The sequence below is a fragment of the Collinsella sp. UBA1693 genome (assembly GCF_002320115.1).
Classification (GTDB): Bacteria; Actinomycetota; Coriobacteriia; order Coriobacteriales; family Coriobacteriaceae; genus Collinsella; species Collinsella tanakaei.
Window position 1 is genome coordinate 322321 of record NZ_DCJT01000010.1, and the last position, 16126, is coordinate 338446.

A 16126-nucleotide genomic window follows, 5' to 3' on the forward strand; every position below is an offset into this window, starting at 1 on the left:
GTGCGGCGTCATGCCGAGGCGGTGTACCTGTGGAGAAGAGTTCGAATGGGCGCCGTTGGACGGAACCGGCAGATTAGCCTCTGTCTTACTAGCCTTTGCTCTTCTCATGTCTCCGATTCTTGTCCTCATATGGCTTGCGCGGCAGCTTCTTCAAGATTTTATCGTCCTGTACGCTGTTGCGTTGATTGTCGTTTTCTATTGGTTTCGCGTATGCGAGACGCTGCTCGTTCGTTTTGGCTTGGTGCGTATGGCGGGCATTGAGGTCGAATAATCGATGCCCCATCTTAGATTGAGCCGAAAGGGTCGACATACGCAATGCGGGCTCGATAGCGCTGTCGCCCAAAGATGATGGGGGCGCCTATTGCTGCGATGAAGGCGGTCTTCTTACGCATGGGCGTCTCCTGCGGACGTAAGGCCAAGCGGTGGTATCTTTTGATCATTATATTGCCGCGCTTGAACAGTGGGTAACAAGCGGCGGGTTTATCTACTGGGTGGGGGTTGCCATGGCATTTGACTACAAGAAGGAATACAAGGAGTTTTATCTTCCGCCAAAGAAGCCGAGCATTGTCGAGGTTCCTAAGATGACGTTTCTTGCGGTGAGAGGGCATGGTGACCCCAACGAAGAGGGCGGGGCGTACAAGGATGCGCTCGAGATGCTCTACGGAGTTGCCTACACCATCAAGATGTCCAAGAAGGGCGATCATCGCATTGAGGGTTACTTTGACTTTGTAGTGCCTCCGCTAGAAGGATTTTGGTGGCAAGACGGCGTGTTTGGCGTGGACTACGCGCGCAAGGAGGACTTCAACTGGATCTCTGCCATTCGCGTGCCGGATTTTGTGACGCGCGGTGAGTTTGAGTGGGCCGTTGAAGAGGCGACTGCCAAGAAAAAGCGCGACTTTTCCCAGGTGGAGCTGCTTACCATTGAGGAGGGACTGTGCGTTCAGTGCTTGCACGTAGGTCCCTATGATGATGAGCCGGCGACCGTTGAGGCGATGCGCGCGTTCGCCGAGGAGAGCGGTTATGCTGAGGATTTTTCTGACGAGCGCCTGCACCATGAGATCTACCTTAACGACGCCCGTCGCACTGCGCCCGAGAAACTCAAGACGGTGATCAGGCATCCGGTTTGTAGGGCTTAAGCGTCAGAGCGGTGACGGGATTGCTTTGCGTGCTGCTAGAAGTCCTGGGCATTCTGTTGCTATATCGAGGTTCAATGAATAAGAAACGGCACCAGACTCGCGAAGCCTGGCGCCGCCCAGAAACCCGCAGGCGGCGTGCAGGGGCGCCGGATAAGCGGGTATGCTGGTAGCGACTCGGGAGGCGTACGCCCTCCTGGATTGGTGTAAGTGGGGTAAAACCCGCACGAACAGCCGCTCCGGCCAGGGCGGCTGTTCTCTTATGCGGCGAGTTTCACCCCTATATCGCTAGAAAAACAAACGTAAAGCAATCCTAAAGCCTTGCCTTCTACCATGGGGCTGTGGAGGCCTCCCGTCCCATGGTCCGCACCTGTGGGTGCCGTTGTTTGGAGGATGAATATGAGGAACATAGGTAAGCTTGCGTTGGCGTCCGCTGGCCTGATTGTGGCAGCCACCGTCGCCTTTGGCTTGTTCGCTCCTGCATTTGCTGTCGCCGACGAGGGGACGCCCGTCGAAGGGGGAATCGTAATAGGCGTGGGCGAGGCGACGCCGCAGTCTGATGGAAGCGTGGAGTGCGAGGTCACCCGTTGGATCGAGGACGGCGTCGAGGTGACGCCCGTTCCCGACGTGAGAGTGTTCGCTGGTGCTGCAGAATAGACGAGTTAAGTAGGTGCGGCGGCGCGGGTTGAGATGGTCCGTGCCGCCATTGTGGGAGGACTTGCATGAGGCTTTTGCTGGTGGAGGACGCGCGGCTCATTCGGGAACCGCTTTCTCGCGCGCTCGAGCTTTGCGGGTGGGAGGTGGAGACGGCTGCGGATGGAGAAGGTGCCCTTAAGAGGCTTTCCGCGGCGCCGGTTGACGCCGTAGTGCTCGATATCATGCTGCCCGGCAATGACGGCTTCTCGGTTCTGTCGGAGCTGCGGGCTCGCGGCGATGATACGCCTGTCGTCTTGCTCACGGCCCGCGATGACGTGCGCGATCGGGTGCGCGGCCTGGACCTTGGTGCGGATGATTACCTTGCCAAGCCCTTTCATGTGGAGGAGCTCCTTGCGCGGTTGCGTGCTGTTCTCAGGCGGCGTGGCGTCTCCGATCCATCCACGACGATCGAGGCGTTTGGCATGTCCTACGCACCCGACTCGCGAGAATTGAGCTACGGCGGAAACGTTTGCACCCTCACGCCAAAAGAGGGTTTAGTGCTAGAAGCGCTCCTTCGTCATGCTGGTTCGCCTGTTCACAGGGAGAGGATAGAAGCGGCAGCATGGGGAGACGTGATCGAAGGAAGCGCCGGTAGGCTTGAGTCGCAGGTTTCGTTGCTGCGCACCAAGATTTCCGCGCTTGGGGTGCCCGTTTCGATTCGTGCGATTCGCGGCATTGGCTACGCGTTGGAGGCAAAGGATGAAGATGCCTAGGGACCTCATGGTTTTCCGCCGCCGTATCGTCGCGTCGGCTGCATGCCTTATCGTCCTTTGCGTCGCCGCGTGCATGGCCACGCTTGCTGTTCCACTTGCCGATGCTGACAAGATGGCTCAAAGGCGCACCTTAGAGAATCTATCGAATCAGCCGTTTGATGCTGTGGGCAATGAAATTAGCGGCGATGAGGGCCGAACGTCAAGCGTTGCCATTGTGGAAAACGTTGCATCCTGGTGTCGCGTGGCTGTGGACGAGTCGGGCGAGTTGCTCGCGATCGATCGCGGTGGCACGCCTCGCGATGATGACATGTCAAAGAGCGACTATGCACGTCTGGTCCAACTTCGTGATAAGGCGGGAAGCGAGGTTTTTTCCAGCGATGGACGCGAGTGGATTGGGTTGTGGCAGCCGCTTGGTGTTCAGGATGGAGCGTTAACGGTTTCGGGTGAAGACATTGCTGCGGTCGACACATCTTCAACTGAGGGACGTGTCTACACGTTTCTCGACGTAACATCCCATGGCGAGTTTGTTGCCTCGCTTATTGGGGGCTGCGTAGTCTGCGGAGGGGTCATGGTGCTAGGCGCAACGGCGGTAGTTGCCCTTGCAGTTACGCGGGCGCTTCGTCCCGTTGCGGAATCTCGCGAGCGTGGGAGGGAATTCGTCCTTTCTGCATCCCATGAGCTGAAGACTCCTTTGATGGCGATTACCAGCGCCTGCGATGTATTGGAGGCCGAGGTGGCGCGCTCAGCTGTGTCACGCGATGAAACGGCTGCTTATGGTACGTGTGATCTTGCCGATGGCTTGGCTCGTTGGATCGTTGTTATTCGTGAAGCAACTGATGAAATGGCGCGGAGCGTGTCGTCGATGCTCAGGGATTTAAAGGACGAGGAGTAACGCTGATGGGAATGTTCTGGCCATCCTGTCGCGCCGGTAAAGGCTGTGCGAACAATGTATGCAATGGCACCTGACCGGCGGGGAGGGAAAGCGGAACCGAGTTCTCTCAAGCGAGTCTTTCGGCGATATACTGATATCTATCGAAGATAAAAACACAGCGCCCGTCGGGTAGTCGGGCCGCGGGCGTCCGCCCGCCAGTAACCTGCCTCCTTGGTTGTCCCTTCTTCGCGTAGCCCTACATAGAAGGAGGTCGCGGCTATGCGGAAGAGAGAAGTCTCATCAACTCTGACGGTCTACCATGACGGTCAGTTTTGGGTGGGCGTGGTCGAGCATGTCGAGAGTGACATGCTGAGCGTTGCGCGCGTGGTATTTGGCGCGGAGCCATCGAATGAAGAAGTCTATACATGGGTGCTTGAGCGTTGGACGAGCTTGCATCTAAGCACAGCGACGGAACCGGTTGAATCTCATCAAAACCGGCTGCCTGGCAATCCCAAGCGCCGTGCGCGTGAAGCAGCGAAGGCCTTGCATATGCGAGGCGCCTCAACCGCGTCGCAACGTGCTCTCGCTCGCGAGCGGGAGCGCTCGAAGGATGAGGCTCGATCAGAGCGTATGGCGCGCGGCAGGGAAGAGACACTTGCGCGATGGGAAAAACGCCGCGAGAAAAGGCGTCGCAAGCATCGCGGGAAATGAACAGTTGCGTCTCTGCCCGCAGGGCGTGGCTGGTCTATCTGGATGAATGGAAGGCGGGGCCGCCAGCCGGACTCTCGAGTAAGCTCGCATAATCCGCTCAATTTATGCGAGGATTGAAAAAACGCATTGCCCCATGCTTGTTTTCGGAAGGATGGTGACCCTATGGGCTGGATAGAAGGGTTGAATGCCTCTGTGGACTACATAGAGGAGCATCTTGACGGTGATGTCGATATCGCGCGTGCGGCGTCTTTTGCGTCTTGCACCGAAGGGCAGTTCCGGAGGATGTTTTCCTATCTTGCGGGGATGGGGCTGGCGGAGTACGTGCGCAAACGTCGTTTGTCGTGTGCCGCGCTCGATTTGTCTAGGGGCGAGCGCGTGCTCGATGTGGCGGTGCGGTATGGCTACTCTTCGCCAACGGCGTTCAATCGAGCATTCCAAGAGGCCTTTGGCATATCTCCCAGTGAGGCAAGGCGTCCCGGCGCCCCTCTTCTCGTTTTCCCGCGGTGCACGTTCGCCCTTACCGTTACGGGTGCGGAGCCCTTGTCGTGGAGGGTTGCGTCTCAGCCGGGAATGCGTCTCGTGGGAATAGCGGCATTCTGCGGTGGCGCTCAGGGCAATCCGCTAGTTCAAATGTCCTCTTCAGGCAGAGAGGGCTTGCGCAATCTCTGGGAGAGCGCTTCGCAAGATGGGGTTATCGAGCAACTGATCGCGCTGACGGATGGGTCGGGGCCTCAAGGAATCCTCGGCGTCAACGTGTGCAAGGACGATGGCCAAAGCTATCAGATAGCCGTTGCATCGTCTCGTGAGGCGCCGGCGTGGGCGGATGAGATCCATGTTCCGGCTGGGCTTTGGGCCGTATTCGACTGCACGGGTCCTTGCAGCACGGCGACGGCAGAGCACTATCGCAAGGTCTACTCCGAGTGGCTGCCTTCGTCAGGCTACGGGCTGTCGGGTGACGTAAGTATCGAGGTGTATCCGCAAGGCGATTTCTCGTCCACGTCATATCGCAGCGAGATATGGATGCCCATCTTGAAGCGGCCCGGCGCATAGCCATCCTTCCTTCTGTTCGTTGCGGGTTTACCGCGCGGTTCGTCCATGAGGACGAGGAGAAGGAGGAGTACAACAATGAAAGAAACCCGTACCGGTGGAGCTTGTCAACCTGTTGGCGGGTTGATGACGGCCGGGCTCATGCTCGCGTTGTTTATCGCTGCGCTTGATTCTACCGTGGTGGCAACGGCGCTGCCGACGATTTCGGCCGCCTTGGGTGGAGCGGCGCATTATGCCTGGCCTATGACTGCATATCTTGCTTCAAGCACTGTGTCCACGCTCCTATGCGGCGGCCTTGCGTTTCATTTTGGCTTGAAGCGAACGTATGCGTTTGGCCTGGCTCTCTTTGCTGCGGCGTCTGCGCTGTGCGCCGCGGCTCCCACCATTGAGGCGCTTGCCGCGTTTCGCTTGTTACAGGGTGTTGGCGGCGGCTTGTTAGAGGCCGGCGTCTTCATAGCCGCTGCCATGATGCTTCCGCCGCGCGATAGGGGTCCTTATCTTGGGGCGGCGTCCGCCATGTACGGCGTGGCGAGCGTTATCGGTCCCGTGATTGGAGGGGCCGTTGCCCAGGGGTTGTCTTGGCATGTCATTTTTGTTGTGAATATTCCGATCGCGATTGTCGCGTTTGCACTATCGTCGAGGAGTCTGCCGGGCAGGGGCGATGGGTACCGCTCGGCGCAATTCGATGCGGCGGGAAGCGCGCTGGCATCGTTGAGCGTATTGAGCCTCGTTGCCGTGTTCAGTTTGGCGGGCGGCGCGTTCCCCTTGGTATCTCCCCGGGCAGCCGCTCTCATAGCGCTATTTGTTATCCTCACGTTTGCCCTGTACAGGGTTGAGGCTGCTGCGAGTGCTCCCGTGATTCCCATGGGGCTGTTCTGCCGCCCTCGGGTTGTCGCAGGATTCATCTCGGGCTTCTGCGTGCAGTTTGCTCTCATGGCGGGCGTGACGTATCTGCCGCGGCTTTTGCAGGAATCGATGGGTATCGCCGCCGCCTCATCGGGTGCGGCGCTCATTCCCATGACGCTTGCCCTCATGCTTGGAAGTAACGTGTCGGGCGCCCTGTTCAGGAAGAATGGCAGGCTTCGTGCGCTTGCGGTGACATCTTCGTTCGTAATCTTAGCTGCGGCTGCAGCGTTCATTGTTGGGGCGCAAAGCCTGACCGCACCCCTGGTTACATTGCTCACGGCGGCGCTTGGCCTGGGCGTCGGCGTGGGAATGCCGGTTTCCAATCTATCGGCGCAGACGGGGGCAGATGCCCGCGACGCTGGCAGGGCAACATCCACGGCGATGTTCTTTAGGGGATTTGGCGGAACCGTATCCACTGCTGTATGCGGAATGCTTGCCCCCGCTGCATCCCCTGCCGGCACCACTTGGGTATTTTGCGCTGTGCTTGTGTCTGCGGTGGTGGGCCTTGCGGTGTCGATTCCTATTGCAAGGAGAATCTCGTCCCAAATGATTTCAAGGTGATGCTTGCGTTGGCACCTGCCTTACTTATCCGTTGCATTCCACCTGCGCAGATTGGGCAAGATCGCCCCCAAAAGCGATGCGCATTCGTCCACTGACCAGCCCATGTGCTCCGCCATGCGCGGCGCGCAGTCCTCGATCATCTCTTCCATGGTGGTCTCGTAGGTGTACGCGCCCTGGTCGTAGCACCAGCGGCAGAAGTCTTCGGTCTCGGTGCCGTCTGCTTCGTGCCCATGCTGATCGGGTCCGGTGAACATCATGCCGCAGCTTTGACAGTAGTGCTCCGGCATGTCGAGCAGTCGCATCACGGGCACCTCGAGCTCGCGAGCGATGAGCTTGATCATGTCGATGCTCGGCTCCGTCGCTCCCGGTAGAGAAATTGCCCTTATATAGGGAAAGGAGTAAAATATAGCCATTGTCCTGCGCAAATGTATCTGAATCGGCCCTAGGGGTGATGTACGCGTGGGACAATCGAACAAATCCAAGACTAACGATACAGTCGAGAAAACTGCCGCGATCTACGTCCGAATCTCGCTCGACCAAGGCTATGGCGAGATGGCGCTCGACCGTCAGGAGAAGGAGTGCCGGCAGCGAGCGGCACGCGACGGAGTCGAGGTGCCCGCCGACCGGGTCTACTCCGACCTCTCGATTTCCGCCGCGGACGCGAAAAAGAACCGACCCGCATATAACAGACTCATCGAAGACGTGAAAGCGGGCTTCATCAATCGCGTCTACGTGTGGGACCTCGACCGCCTCACGCGACAGCCCGGACAGCTCGATCAATGGGTCAAGCTCGCCAAAGCGGGTCTTTGCCACGTCGTCGAGGCGCACGGCATGGATCTCGACCTATCGAAGTCGGGCGGCCTGCTCATCGCCCGCATCCGCGTCGCCGTCGCTGAGAACGAGTCGAAGCACAAGGGCGAGCGGCAGCGTGCGGCGATGCGGCAGCGAGCACAGCTGGGCATCGTGCCCGTGGGCAACCGCCCCACCGGCTACTCGCACAAGGGCGAGGTCATCGAGCACGAAGCCGAGGCCGTGCGCGCCGTGTTCGACGCGTTTCTCGCCGGCGCGTCGCTCAAGTCCATAGCCCGCGCCCTCTCCGGCGAAAAGGAAGAGCTCACGGGAGACATCCCGACGCTGCCACGCCCGAGCTGGACAGCGACGGTCGAGTGGAACGAGCGCCACCCCGACCGCGAGCCGCACGATCTGCCCGCGAAGCAGCCCTGGTGCAGCTCCGCCGTGCTCAAGATGCTCCGCAACCCGCGCTACGCCGGCTTCGCGACCTACATCCCCACCGAGGTCGGCAAGAACGGCGACAAGAGCGCCAAATGGCACAACCGGCGCGTTCGCGACCCCAAAACCGGCGAGTGGGTGCGCGGGCAGTGGGAGGCGATCGTCGACGACGAGACGTGGGATCGCGCCCAGCACATCCTCGACGACCCCGCGCGCAAGATCAAGGTCGCCGACCCGGGCGTGCGCATAAGCCTCGGCAGCGGCCTCTACCGCTGCCCCGTCTGTCACGGGCGCGTGCACCGGCAGGGTCGGAGCTATACGTGCACCGGGCATGCCAACCGCGTCGCCGCACCCGTGGACGAGTTCGTCGAAAGCGTCATCGTCGCCGTACTCTCTCGCCCCGACTTCCGCGAGCTCGTGTGCGTGAGCAGCAGCGACCAGTGCGTGCAGACCTCGAACCTCGAGGCAGAAGTCACGCGACTGCGCGGGCGCATCGAACACGCGGAGAAGGATTACGTCGACGACCTGATCCGAGCCGATGATCTCAAGCGCGTGCGCGACGCGGCGGAGGCGCGGATCCACGAGATTGAGATAGAGATCAGCCAGATCAAGAACACGCAGGCGTCATCGCCCGTGTTCCGCGAGGTGTCGCCTGCCGAGGCGTACCGCAGTGCAGACCTCGAGACGAGGCGCGCCGTCATCGACCTTTTGTGTGACGTCTACATCACAAAGACCGACCGCGCAGAGACCGCCCGCAGGAACGGGCGGCGCATCCCGTTTGACCCGACGGAGGCCGTCCGCTTCGAGTGGAAGACGGCGGCTACGCCGCCGGCCGAATAGCGACTCCGTGTTCTTCGCGCCCGTCCCGCTCACGCCGGGGCGGGCGCTTTGCTTTCTCGTTCCTTCCACCGCGCGGCAGACGCCGGCGCGGGCGGCGGGCGCGCACTTATTAACTTTCACACCTCGAAAGGCGGGAGCGGCAGCCCTCGTTTTGCCGCAACCAGAGAGTTGTATCCTTTTCCGTGGCTTTGTAACACTTTTTGGTTACAAGCATTTTCCCTGCTCAGAGTACCTGTTTTTGGGTTTGTAACACTTGTAGCCCATTTGGTGGACAAACTTTTTTTCGGTATATAGGTACTGTATTGCGTATTCTGCTTTAGGTACGCCATTCCTGACACAATCAGTAATCCTATATAGGAAAAAACTTTTCTACTGAAAAGTGTTACAAGCTATTTTTGAGCTGTTTTATATAGGTTTGCCTGCGGAAACCTTTGTAACCTAAAAGTGTTACAAACAGGCCAAAAAGGTTACAAGGCCCTACCGGGCCCGCCGGCCGCGTTTTCCGATGTGTCGTCCGACAAAAGGGCGCTCGCGCCTCGACCGCCACCGCACCGCAGGCACGGCAGTGCAGAGACAGAAGAGCGCCCGCTACCGGCGTGTGCCGGTAGCGGGCACGTGTATCCCATGTTCGTTTATGCCACTTATTTGCTGTTATCTGCGCTTGCGCTTGAGCGCTCGCTTCTCCCGCTCGAGCATGTCGTAGAAGATCACGTCGGGGCTCACGCCCTCCGCGGCGGCGACCTCGCGAATCAGGCGCACCCAGCCGATAATCGTCGACTGGTAGGCGACCATCGTGCGGCCTGCCTCCTTCGACCAGCGCTTGAGGTCGTCATAGTCCTGCGCCCCCATGGACGCGAGCCACTTCTTCTTCTGCGTCTTGCCCTCGCTCGTGCGCTTCGCCTCGTTACGGTCGAGATCAGAATCGCTCAGAAGCGCTTCGACGTCGCGCACGGCATCCGTATCACGCATGTGCACCCACCGCCTCAATCACATACCGCGTCAGCTCGCCCACGGCCTCAGCTACGCGCGAGCGCTTCGCGAGCGCGACAACGCTCTTGCGCTCGTTCTTTCCCCTGCGCACGAGCACCGTCTCGGGCACGTAGAACACGGCCCAGCCCTTCTCGCGCCACCTGTCGACGTGCGCCTCGAAGTCGCGTGCCGCGTTGAAGCGCGTCCACTTGTTCACGACCAGCACTTTCACAGCATCAGGGCAGTTGCACTCGACGAGCGACATGGTGTACTCGGTCGCCGGCACCTCGCCGTCGTCGGTTTCCGTGGGGATCACCACGACGTCGGTCTGCACGAGCAGATCGTGCAGCTGCCGCATCAGTCCCGCCGGCGTGTCGATGACGAACACGTCCGCGGCGCGCCTTTCCTCAGGCGTGCTCTCCTCGTGCGGTGTGCCGCCCTGCTTGTCGAAGTTCAAAAAGGCGCACGGAACGCTCTCGCGCTCGAGTCCCCATGCGATTTCGTCGGCGATGAAGGTCTTGCCGACTCCGCCCTTTTGATTGACAACTGTGATTGTAGGCGTGTGCTTACGTTTTTGTCCCATGTGATTCGCCCAAAACTAGTGTTTACCTGCGAATATTATACCCCCTGTGTGTGCGTTTTAATATCTACCTAATATTATTTTCCACAGCTTGGGGCAGCGATTTTAATATCCAAAAGATATTAAAATCGCCGACCTTGAAACGCGCCTGCCTACAAAACTTGTACCTGTTTTGTTGCTCGATTGTTCAAAACCCAGACGAATCTTGTACACAGTACATTTCCGGAACAATCCGCGTACCCACTCTGTACGCTCTACGTACAACGCACCCTCGCTGTCCCAAAACACGACAATCCACGAACCGTTTTTGTTGCTCTTTTGTTCAAGCTACGTACAACGCCCCGAAAATCGCTCCCGTTGTATGTTCTCGGTACATTTCACGTTCAATTAAACGACAAACTCTGTACACCCGCCCCAGCACCCTCATCTCAGGCCCGCGACTGCCGTCTCGAGCCACGGTTCCATCCATGTCAGCCTCCGATAGGAAAGGAACCCATCATGTCCATCAACACCTGCGCCCTCTCCGGCAACCTCGCCGCAAACGCCGAGCTCAGGGCCACCAAGTCGGGCACCCCGGTGCTCAGCGCCACCGTCGCCGTCAACGAGCGCGCCCGTCAGGAGGACGGCTCTTTCGCCGACCGCCCGAGCTATATCGACCTCGTGCTGTTCGGCCGCCGCGCCAACGCCCTCGCCCAGTACCTCATGAAGGGCACCTACGTCTCGGTGCAGGGACGCCTGCGTCAGTCCAGCTACGAGGATCGCCAAGGTGTCCGTCGCTCCAAGGTCGAGGTCGTCGTCGACGAGCTCGACTGGCGCACCCGCACCTCCGAGCAGACGGCGTAACCGCAGCTCAGCGCCCTATCCGCCCATCGCCCGCGAGCCGCACCCGGCTCGCGGGCTTTCTTTTTCCGAGGCAGGCCCCGCACATGCGCGCGGGGCCACGGGTGACTCAGCGACCCGTGTCCCCGCTCGAAAGGAGCCAACCATGTCTCTCGTTGTGACCTCAATCCAGATCAACGTACCCGACGTCCCGACCCTCACGCCCGTGCTCGGCCGCTACGTCATGGGCGACCGACCTGCGGTGATGCTGTACGACCTCGCCGAGGAGGAGCTGTGGAGCGACCTGACCGTCAACCTCAACGACGCCCTGCCTCAAGGCTGCGCGTTCGTGCCCTATGACCAGCGCGTCTACCTCGACGCCCTCATCGAACAGGGCTACGCGAGCATCATCGGAGACACGAGCTACGGCAACTTCGGTCAGCGCGCGTACATCGTTCAGCTCGCACCCGAGCTCATCGCGAAGGAGGCGTAACGATGCAGGTCAGCACCATCATCGCCGCCCTCGCCAACCAGCGCCCCCGCTCAGCGTGGGAGCGCGGAGTGGTCGCCTACGCTCAGTCCATGCTCGACGAACTGGAACCAACTGAGGAGCTTTGGCCTCGAACTGTCGAGAAAGTGCTGCTCAACGGTGCGCCGTCGTGGCACGACTACTCATGGGGCGGCTGTTCGCTCATCTACAACGCCGACATCGCCGAGCGCCTGTGCTGCCCTTCCGAGCTTCGCCGCAGTGACAACGGACGACGTCGTCCCAACGCCCGCGAGGAGTGGCTGGACACGCAGGCACGTGCGTGCTTCCAAGCAGCTCAGCTCGTCAAACGCATCGTCTGCGCCTACGAGAGGAGCGCCGTATGAACGCCATCGGAACCACGACCATGAACCAGATCCTCGCTGTGACGGACGAGCTGCGCGCCTGCGTGCGCGACGAGTTCGCGCCGTTCGAGGGTGTGTACCGGCTCAACGACTTCGGGGAGTACATCGCCGAAGAGGACTGGCTCAACACCTGGGCGGCATATCCGCTCTGGTGGATGCACGCGTGGCTGCTCGCCGACAACGGCCAGCTCACATCCGCGCAGGTGAGCGCTATGTCGGTCGAGGAGATCGAGGCCGCCTACGCCGACCCGGGGTTCGAGCCCGAGTACGCGTTTTACACCGAAGTTGACGAGGAAGGACGACCCTAATGAATGATGAAACCACCTGCTCAGAGATTCGAACGCTTGATTTCAGCGGCTTCGACTTCACGTCACAGCTATCCGAGCACGGCGTTCAGATTATGAACCGAGCTTACCGCATCGCGATGCGCCGCTATGACCGGCACGACGACCGCGATGACCTGAGGCTCGCGCTGCTCACGCGCTATTGGAGCGATGCGTTCGTCAATATCGAGGACTACGCCGCCTCGTGGAACGCGACCTGCGTCGACGCCGACCTCGGCATCAGCCTGCCGATATGGACAAAAGCGAGCGTCGACCTGCGCGCACTGTACGTCGCCCACGAGCTCTGCGAGTGCGTCGAGCGGATGATGCAAGCCCTCGAGAACGCCGAGTGCGGCGTGCACGACCGCATGCCGTGCGCGTGGGAGATCTGCACCTTGTGACATGTAAACCCCTGCTCGGCATCGCGCTGAGCGGGGGTTTTATCTTTTGGCCATGTGCCCGAGAGGCGGGTACACGTCGAGAGGAGTCCCCATGCGTGTTGCCATGTCCACTGCCATGCTCATCGAGGTGCTCGAGGGCGTGTCGGAGCTGCTTCGCCAAAGCGTCGAGGCAGACTATGACCTCACGGTCGGCATGCGCGCCGCCATGCACTGCGCATGCGAGGAGTGCATCGAGGAGTTAAGGGCACGATGGGAGGAGGAGTAGCCCTCACCCACGCCTGAGCAGCGCTTTTACATGTTCGTGGTGATAGAATCACCCATGGAAGGAGGTGTCGTCAGAGCGCACTTTTAGTGGTTATGAACAGAAAGGATACGTTATGAAGAACACGACCATCACGAAGTGCGTTAGTCAGGCAACCAAGGCCCTGTCCTCGCTCGACGTCAAAGATGCCGCCGTCATCACGGCCCTAATCCCGCTCGCGTTTTACATCACGGACGCGGTGAAGGAGATTGCGTCAGAGGCGATGGAGAACGGGTGCAAGTTCAGCTTCAAGTGCCCGTTCGCTGAGGTCAACCTTGAGCCTGCAGACGCGTCGTAACCGCTCGTTCTCTTCGTCTCGATAACAACTCCGTTCATTCATAACTCCTTTCTCGAGAACTTTACCTTTCCGCACGCCCCAAAGCGATACGAGGGCAGCGCGATGACGGCCCTTCTTCCACTCTGACGAGAAAACCCCGAGGCCAAACGCTTGACCTCGGGGCTCTTCATTACAGAGCGTGTTGAAAACAAGCAAATCGTCGATTGGCCTCATCCAGCTTTCGACGCATAAACGCTTCCATGAACGCCCAATCTGGTTCGCCGTCACCTGTCACTGGAAGCCGCACAACTTCTTTCGCCATCGTCGCCTTCGTGCGCTTCTCAGTGAAACCGTAACCATAGATATCCCGGTTACGGTTGAGCGCCGTGACGAGAAACATACCCGTATAAAGATTGAGGTGATCGTTATACCCCACCTTAATATCACGTGAACCTATGAAATCGTCTGGCATATAGACCGTGTATCCACCCGACCCCTGCCCGTTGCAGATGAAAACGATGCAGTTGCCTTTTGAGATCATGGAGGGGTTGTCGTCAGCAACGTAGCGCATAACACCGTTGTTCCTGTTCGTCGCCCCGATGTAGGGGATGTCACCATCCAGCAAAGTACCGGCCGATTTGCACTTCCCAAAGTCAATGCCGTGGAACAGCCCGTTTGAGCCTCCTACGAGAAATTCGCCCCATGCTGTAACATCGAGGTTTGTCATGACAGCGCCTCCTCGCTGCGAAGCGTCACTTCAACTGCATGCCCGTGCGTATTGACCTCACTCGCATACATGACCTTCGATAGTAGATTGTTGCCAAACTCACCCGCATCGACGCCGTTTTGGTACATCGTCCAATCGAACGCGACGCGAAGAAAATCCTCGTCAGTGATGGAAAACTCAACGGGCGGCATCTGGTAGGACAGGCATTTGGAAGGATCGTTCCACTGCACCGTTGCGTCCCCGCTTTGGCGGCGAACTACCTGCACCCAATAATCCTCTATGGCGTCCCACTTGCCGCGAACATCGTGCCGACCCTTGTTCTTAACCGCCTCGAGCCCGTCTTCGGCCATGTAGCAGGCGAAAAACTCCTGACCGTTTTGCGGGACCCGTGCTTCGAACACGAATATCGAGGTCGTAATACCGACGTTCTGGAACAGGGATTCGGGGAGCTTAATCACCTTCAGCAGCCTGTGGTGCTTGAGCAGCCGAGTTTGGGACGCCTTCGGCATCTTTTCGAGCTTCTTGTCCGGCAGGATGAACCCGCACATCGTGTGAGGGGGTACGTGGTCGAGCACATTCTCGACGATGGTCATGCAGCCATACTTGTTCTCGAACGGCGGGTTCATCATGACCTTGGTAATCTTCTGTCGCGCTATCCAATCCGCGGCGGACTCATACCGGGCGTCAAGCTGCTCAAGATTCGTTTTGCCGTCCTTGTGGATGAGCATGTTCGCGCAGGCGAGAGCGTAGATTTCCTTATCGAGCTCGATGCCGAAAAGCTGCTTCTGTTTAATTGCTTTTGCCTTATCCGTATGCGGGCCGCCCGCTTCTTGAATCATGTTTGCCATGGCTTTCACGAGGAAGCCGCCGCTGCCACATGTCGCGTCAAGTATCCGATCATTCATGTCGACGTCGAGAATCCGGTACATGAAGTCCGTGATGTGTTCGGGCGTGAACACCTGCCCGCCCTCGTTCTGCTTCTTGTAGCGGTTGAACTCGTTGAAAAAGATACCCATCACGTCCTCGCCGCGCCATGCGTCGGAGTTGATGCACGCGGAAATCTCCTCGATCCACCCGATGAACTGAGCGATCAGGTCTTTCACGCGCTTCTGTTGCTTCTCATCCTCGCTCGTGACGTCGAGGTTCATCTCGATTTTCGAGAACTCGTCGGTGAGTACGCCGAGCTTTTGGTTTTGGCGCTTGAAGCGAACGAGTTCCTTGTTCAAGCAGTTCAGTATCGCGTTGTGGAACTCGCTGTAATCCATGCCCCGAACCATCGTCGCGTCATAGCGTTTTGCGACCAGCGCGCAGGCGGTGAAAATCATGCGGCTGTACAGGTTCTTTATGCCGAAGTCGAAATGCAGGCAGTTGTTGATGCGCGCAGTGAGCTCGTAGATGCGCTCCTTGTCGATGCGATCGACCGTGAACAACGCGAGGTAATGCTCCTTGTTCTGCAGAGCCGGCGCGTCGTCAATTTCCTCGCTGCCCTTGAAAACACGCGTGTCCTCGCCGTTGTAGAGGATGCCCACGACGTGCTCATACGACGTTTCGGCGATATCGACGTTCTTCATCAGCTCGATGACCTGCTTATCGCCAAGGGCGACCTTTGACGCCTTGACCTCAAGGATCAACGCCGTGTCCGCATGGTTGTGCGGCAGATACCACCCGTCGGGCTTGTCAGCGACACCGTTGAATCCGAGCTGGTTGAACGTGGTGAGTTGGCCGACGCCGCACTGAGCGTCAACCGAGCTATCGAACTCGAGAATGACACGAGCGCGATCGCGCACCTGATCTTCGGTGAGATTGAGCGCCATCTCACGCCTCCCTAGTCAGGGCAGCGCGCCGCTCACGCTCACGCCCCATCATCTCGTGCACAACGGCGGATTTGGTTGTTCCGTCCGCGTCTACCCATGCGCACAGCTCCTCGTAATCGGCTGCCGTCATCGAAATCAATGCCTTCTTACGCGGCTGAGGCTTTGGCCCGCGCCGGGGCTTCTCAGCCTCCTGAGCTGCGGCTTCGGCCATGACGACTCTCCTCTCGGGTATTGCGGATATCTAAATTATATTTTAGCAGAATAGAAAAGATATCCACTTGAGACGCAGGAAAAGGCCCCGCCGCCCCTCGGATGT

21 protein-coding genes are annotated in these 16126 nt (G+C 59.1%); 15 read left to right on the top strand and 6 right to left on the bottom strand.

Annotation, left to right across the window (positions count from 1 at the left end; all coding sequences use genetic code 11):
* The first annotated feature begins 503 nt into the window (after positions 1–503).
* The 7 genes from B3H65_RS05825 (at position 504) to B3H65_RS05855 (ending at position 6638) form a co-directional block, all read left to right on the top strand.
* Complete coding sequence (locus B3H65_RS05825) at positions 504–1136, top strand: GyrI-like domain-containing protein (protein ID WP_270480960.1); 633 nt, start codon at positions 504–506, stop codon at positions 1134–1136.
* A gap of 396 nt (positions 1137–1532) precedes the next feature.
* Positions 1533–1790: a hypothetical protein gene (locus B3H65_RS05830; protein WP_286684492.1), complete on the top strand. Its 258-nt coding sequence runs from the start codon at positions 1533–1535 to the stop codon at positions 1788–1790.
* Between the two features lie 65 nt (positions 1791–1855).
* Positions 1856–2542 carry a response regulator transcription factor gene (locus tag B3H65_RS05835; RefSeq protein ID WP_286684493.1) on the top strand — a complete coding sequence of 229 codons (687 nt, stop codon included), beginning with the start codon at positions 1856–1858 and terminating at the stop codon, positions 2540–2542.
* A 7-nt stretch (positions 2543–2549) separates the two neighbouring features.
* The gene (locus tag B3H65_RS05840) at positions 2550–3434 is read left to right on the top strand and encodes a histidine kinase dimerization/phospho-acceptor domain-containing protein (RefSeq protein ID WP_286684494.1); all 885 of its coding nucleotides are present in this window, start codon (positions 2550–2552) and stop codon (positions 3432–3434) included.
* A gap of 258 nt (positions 3435–3692) precedes the next feature.
* Positions 3693–4124 carry a YjdF family protein gene (locus tag B3H65_RS05845; RefSeq protein ID WP_286684495.1) on the top strand — a complete coding sequence of 144 codons (432 nt, stop codon included), beginning with the start codon at positions 3693–3695 and terminating at the stop codon, positions 4122–4124.
* Between the two features lie 162 nt (positions 4125–4286).
* Positions 4287–5174, top strand: a complete 888-nt coding sequence (locus B3H65_RS05850; RefSeq protein WP_286684496.1) for an AraC family transcriptional regulator — start codon at positions 4287–4289, stop codon at positions 5172–5174.
* A gap of 75 nt (positions 5175–5249) precedes the next feature.
* Positions 5250–6638, top strand: a complete 1389-nt coding sequence (locus B3H65_RS05855) for an MFS transporter (RefSeq protein WP_286684497.1) — start codon at positions 5250–5252, stop codon at positions 6636–6638.
* Between the two features lie 20 nt (positions 6639–6658).
* Here the strand turns inward: B3H65_RS05855 and B3H65_RS05860 are convergent, their stop codons facing one another.
* Entirely contained in the window at positions 6659–6979 is a 321-nt protein-coding gene (locus B3H65_RS05860) for a zinc ribbon domain-containing protein (RefSeq protein ID WP_286684498.1), read from the bottom strand.
* Between the two features lie 118 nt (positions 6980–7097).
* On the opposite strand from B3H65_RS05860, the gene B3H65_RS05865 reads away from it, so the two are divergent.
* A complete protein-coding gene (locus B3H65_RS05865) occupies positions 7098–8708 on the top strand; it encodes a recombinase family protein (RefSeq protein ID WP_286684499.1) in 1611 nt (536 codons plus the stop codon).
* A gap of 651 nt (positions 8709–9359) precedes the next feature.
* Here the strand turns inward: B3H65_RS05865 and B3H65_RS05870 are convergent.
* Entirely contained in the window at positions 9360–9677 is a 318-nt protein-coding gene (locus B3H65_RS05870; RefSeq protein ID WP_286684500.1) for a hypothetical protein, read from the bottom strand.
* Entirely contained in the window at positions 9670–10260 is a 591-nt protein-coding gene (locus tag B3H65_RS05875) for a ParA family protein (RefSeq protein ID WP_286684501.1), read from the bottom strand. The genes B3H65_RS05870 and B3H65_RS05875 overlap by 8 nt, the downstream gene beginning before the upstream one ends.
* A 495-nt stretch (positions 10261–10755) precedes the next feature.
* Between B3H65_RS05875 and B3H65_RS05880 the strand changes: the two genes are divergently transcribed.
* The 7 genes from B3H65_RS05880 to B3H65_RS05910 all read left to right on the top strand — a co-directional run bounded on the left by B3H65_RS05880 (position 10756) and on the right by B3H65_RS05910 (position 13290).
* A complete protein-coding gene (locus tag B3H65_RS05880) occupies positions 10756–11100 on the top strand; it encodes a single-stranded DNA-binding protein (protein ID WP_286684502.1) in 345 nt (114 codons plus the stop codon).
* 142 nt (positions 11101–11242) lie between these two features.
* The gene (locus B3H65_RS05885) at positions 11243–11569 is read left to right on the top strand and encodes a hypothetical protein (RefSeq protein ID WP_286684503.1); all 327 of its coding nucleotides are present in this window, start codon (positions 11243–11245) and stop codon (positions 11567–11569) included.
* A 2-nt stretch (positions 11570–11571) separates the two neighbouring features.
* Positions 11572–11949 carry a hypothetical protein gene (locus B3H65_RS05890; RefSeq protein WP_286684504.1) on the top strand — a complete coding sequence of 126 codons (378 nt, stop codon included), beginning with the start codon at positions 11572–11574 and terminating at the stop codon, positions 11947–11949.
* The gene (locus B3H65_RS05895; RefSeq protein WP_286684505.1) at positions 11946–12275 is read left to right on the top strand and encodes a hypothetical protein; all 330 of its coding nucleotides are present in this window, start codon (positions 11946–11948) and stop codon (positions 12273–12275) included. Before B3H65_RS05890 ends, B3H65_RS05895 begins: the two co-directional genes overlap by 4 nt.
* The gene (locus tag B3H65_RS05900; protein WP_286684506.1) at positions 12275–12691 is read left to right on the top strand and encodes a hypothetical protein; all 417 of its coding nucleotides are present in this window, start codon (positions 12275–12277) and stop codon (positions 12689–12691) included. Before B3H65_RS05895 ends, B3H65_RS05900 begins: the two co-directional genes overlap by 1 nt.
* Before the next feature lie 91 nt (positions 12692–12782).
* Positions 12783–12956, top strand: a complete 174-nt coding sequence (locus tag B3H65_RS05905; protein WP_286684507.1) for a hypothetical protein — start codon at positions 12783–12785, stop codon at positions 12954–12956.
* Positions 12957–13068: 112 nt separating this feature from the next.
* Positions 13069–13290 (top strand): hypothetical protein, encoded by a 222-nt coding sequence (locus tag B3H65_RS05910; RefSeq protein ID WP_286684508.1) that lies wholly within the window; start codon positions 13069–13071, stop codon positions 13288–13290.
* A 169-nt stretch (positions 13291–13459) separates the two neighbouring features.
* Here B3H65_RS05910 and B3H65_RS05915 read toward each other — a convergent pair whose 3' ends face one another.
* From B3H65_RS05915 to B3H65_RS05925, 3 genes are read right to left on the bottom strand one after another with little or no spacing between them, the layout of a single operon-like run.
* Positions 13460–13996, bottom strand: coding sequence for a restriction endonuclease subunit S (locus B3H65_RS05915; protein WP_286684509.1), 537 nt, complete (start codon positions 13994–13996; stop codon positions 13460–13462).
* A complete protein-coding gene (locus B3H65_RS05920) occupies positions 13993–15810 on the bottom strand; it encodes an HsdM family class I SAM-dependent methyltransferase (RefSeq protein WP_286684510.1) in 1818 nt (605 codons plus the stop codon). Before B3H65_RS05920 ends, B3H65_RS05915 begins: the two co-directional genes overlap by 4 nt.
* Position 15811: 1 nt before the next feature.
* Entirely contained in the window at positions 15812–16021 is a 210-nt protein-coding gene (locus tag B3H65_RS05925) for a hypothetical protein (protein ID WP_286684511.1), read from the bottom strand.
* Positions 16022–16126: the final 105 nt, after the last annotated feature.

Bases quoted from the DNA above. Each gene is read 5' to 3' on its own strand.
- B3H65_RS05880 (WP_286684502.1), top strand. From the start codon at position 10,756: ATGTCCATCAACACCTGCGCCCTCTCCGGCAACCTCGCCGCAAACGCC.
- B3H65_RS05835 (WP_286684493.1), top strand. From the start codon at position 1,856: ATGAGGCTTTTGCTGGTGGAGGACGCGCGGCTCATTCGGGAACCGCTT.
- B3H65_RS05860 (WP_286684498.1), bottom strand. From the start codon at position 6,979: ATGATCAAGCTCATCGCTCGCGAGCTCGAGGTGCCCGTGATGCGACTG.
- B3H65_RS05845 (WP_286684495.1), top strand. From the start codon at position 3,693: ATGCGGAAGAGAGAAGTCTCATCAACTCTGACGGTCTACCATGACGGT.
- B3H65_RS05915 (WP_286684509.1), bottom strand. From the start codon at position 13,996: ATGACAAACCTCGATGTTACAGCATGGGGCGAATTTCTCGTAGGAGGC.
- B3H65_RS05925 (WP_286684511.1), bottom strand. From the start codon at position 16,021: ATGGCCGAAGCCGCAGCTCAGGAGGCTGAGAAGCCCCGGCGCGGGCCA.
- B3H65_RS05895 (WP_286684505.1), top strand. From the start codon at position 11,946: ATGAACGCCATCGGAACCACGACCATGAACCAGATCCTCGCTGTGACG.
- B3H65_RS05855 (WP_286684497.1), top strand. From the start codon at position 5,250: ATGAAAGAAACCCGTACCGGTGGAGCTTGTCAACCTGTTGGCGGGTTG.
- B3H65_RS05885 (WP_286684503.1), top strand. From the start codon at position 11,243: ATGTCTCTCGTTGTGACCTCAATCCAGATCAACGTACCCGACGTCCCG.
- B3H65_RS05870 (WP_286684500.1), bottom strand. From the start codon at position 9,677: ATGCGTGATACGGATGCCGTGCGCGACGTCGAAGCGCTTCTGAGCGAT.
- B3H65_RS05850 (WP_286684496.1), top strand. From the start codon at position 4,287: ATGGGCTGGATAGAAGGGTTGAATGCCTCTGTGGACTACATAGAGGAG.
- B3H65_RS05875 (WP_286684501.1), bottom strand. From the start codon at position 10,260: ATGGGACAAAAACGTAAGCACACGCCTACAATCACAGTTGTCAATCAA.
- B3H65_RS05920 (WP_286684510.1), bottom strand. From the start codon at position 15,810: ATGGCGCTCAATCTCACCGAAGATCAGGTGCGCGATCGCGCTCGTGTC.
- B3H65_RS05890 (WP_286684504.1), top strand. From the start codon at position 11,572: ATGCAGGTCAGCACCATCATCGCCGCCCTCGCCAACCAGCGCCCCCGC.
- B3H65_RS05905 (WP_286684507.1), top strand. From the start codon at position 12,783: ATGCGTGTTGCCATGTCCACTGCCATGCTCATCGAGGTGCTCGAGGGC.
- B3H65_RS05910 (WP_286684508.1), top strand. From the start codon at position 13,069: ATGAAGAACACGACCATCACGAAGTGCGTTAGTCAGGCAACCAAGGCC.
- B3H65_RS05830 (WP_286684492.1), top strand. From the start codon at position 1,533: ATGAGGAACATAGGTAAGCTTGCGTTGGCGTCCGCTGGCCTGATTGTG.
- B3H65_RS05900 (WP_286684506.1), top strand. From the start codon at position 12,275: ATGAATGATGAAACCACCTGCTCAGAGATTCGAACGCTTGATTTCAGC.
- B3H65_RS05840 (WP_286684494.1), top strand. From the start codon at position 2,550: ATGGTTTTCCGCCGCCGTATCGTCGCGTCGGCTGCATGCCTTATCGTC.
- B3H65_RS05825 (WP_270480960.1), top strand. From the start codon at position 504: ATGGCATTTGACTACAAGAAGGAATACAAGGAGTTTTATCTTCCGCCA.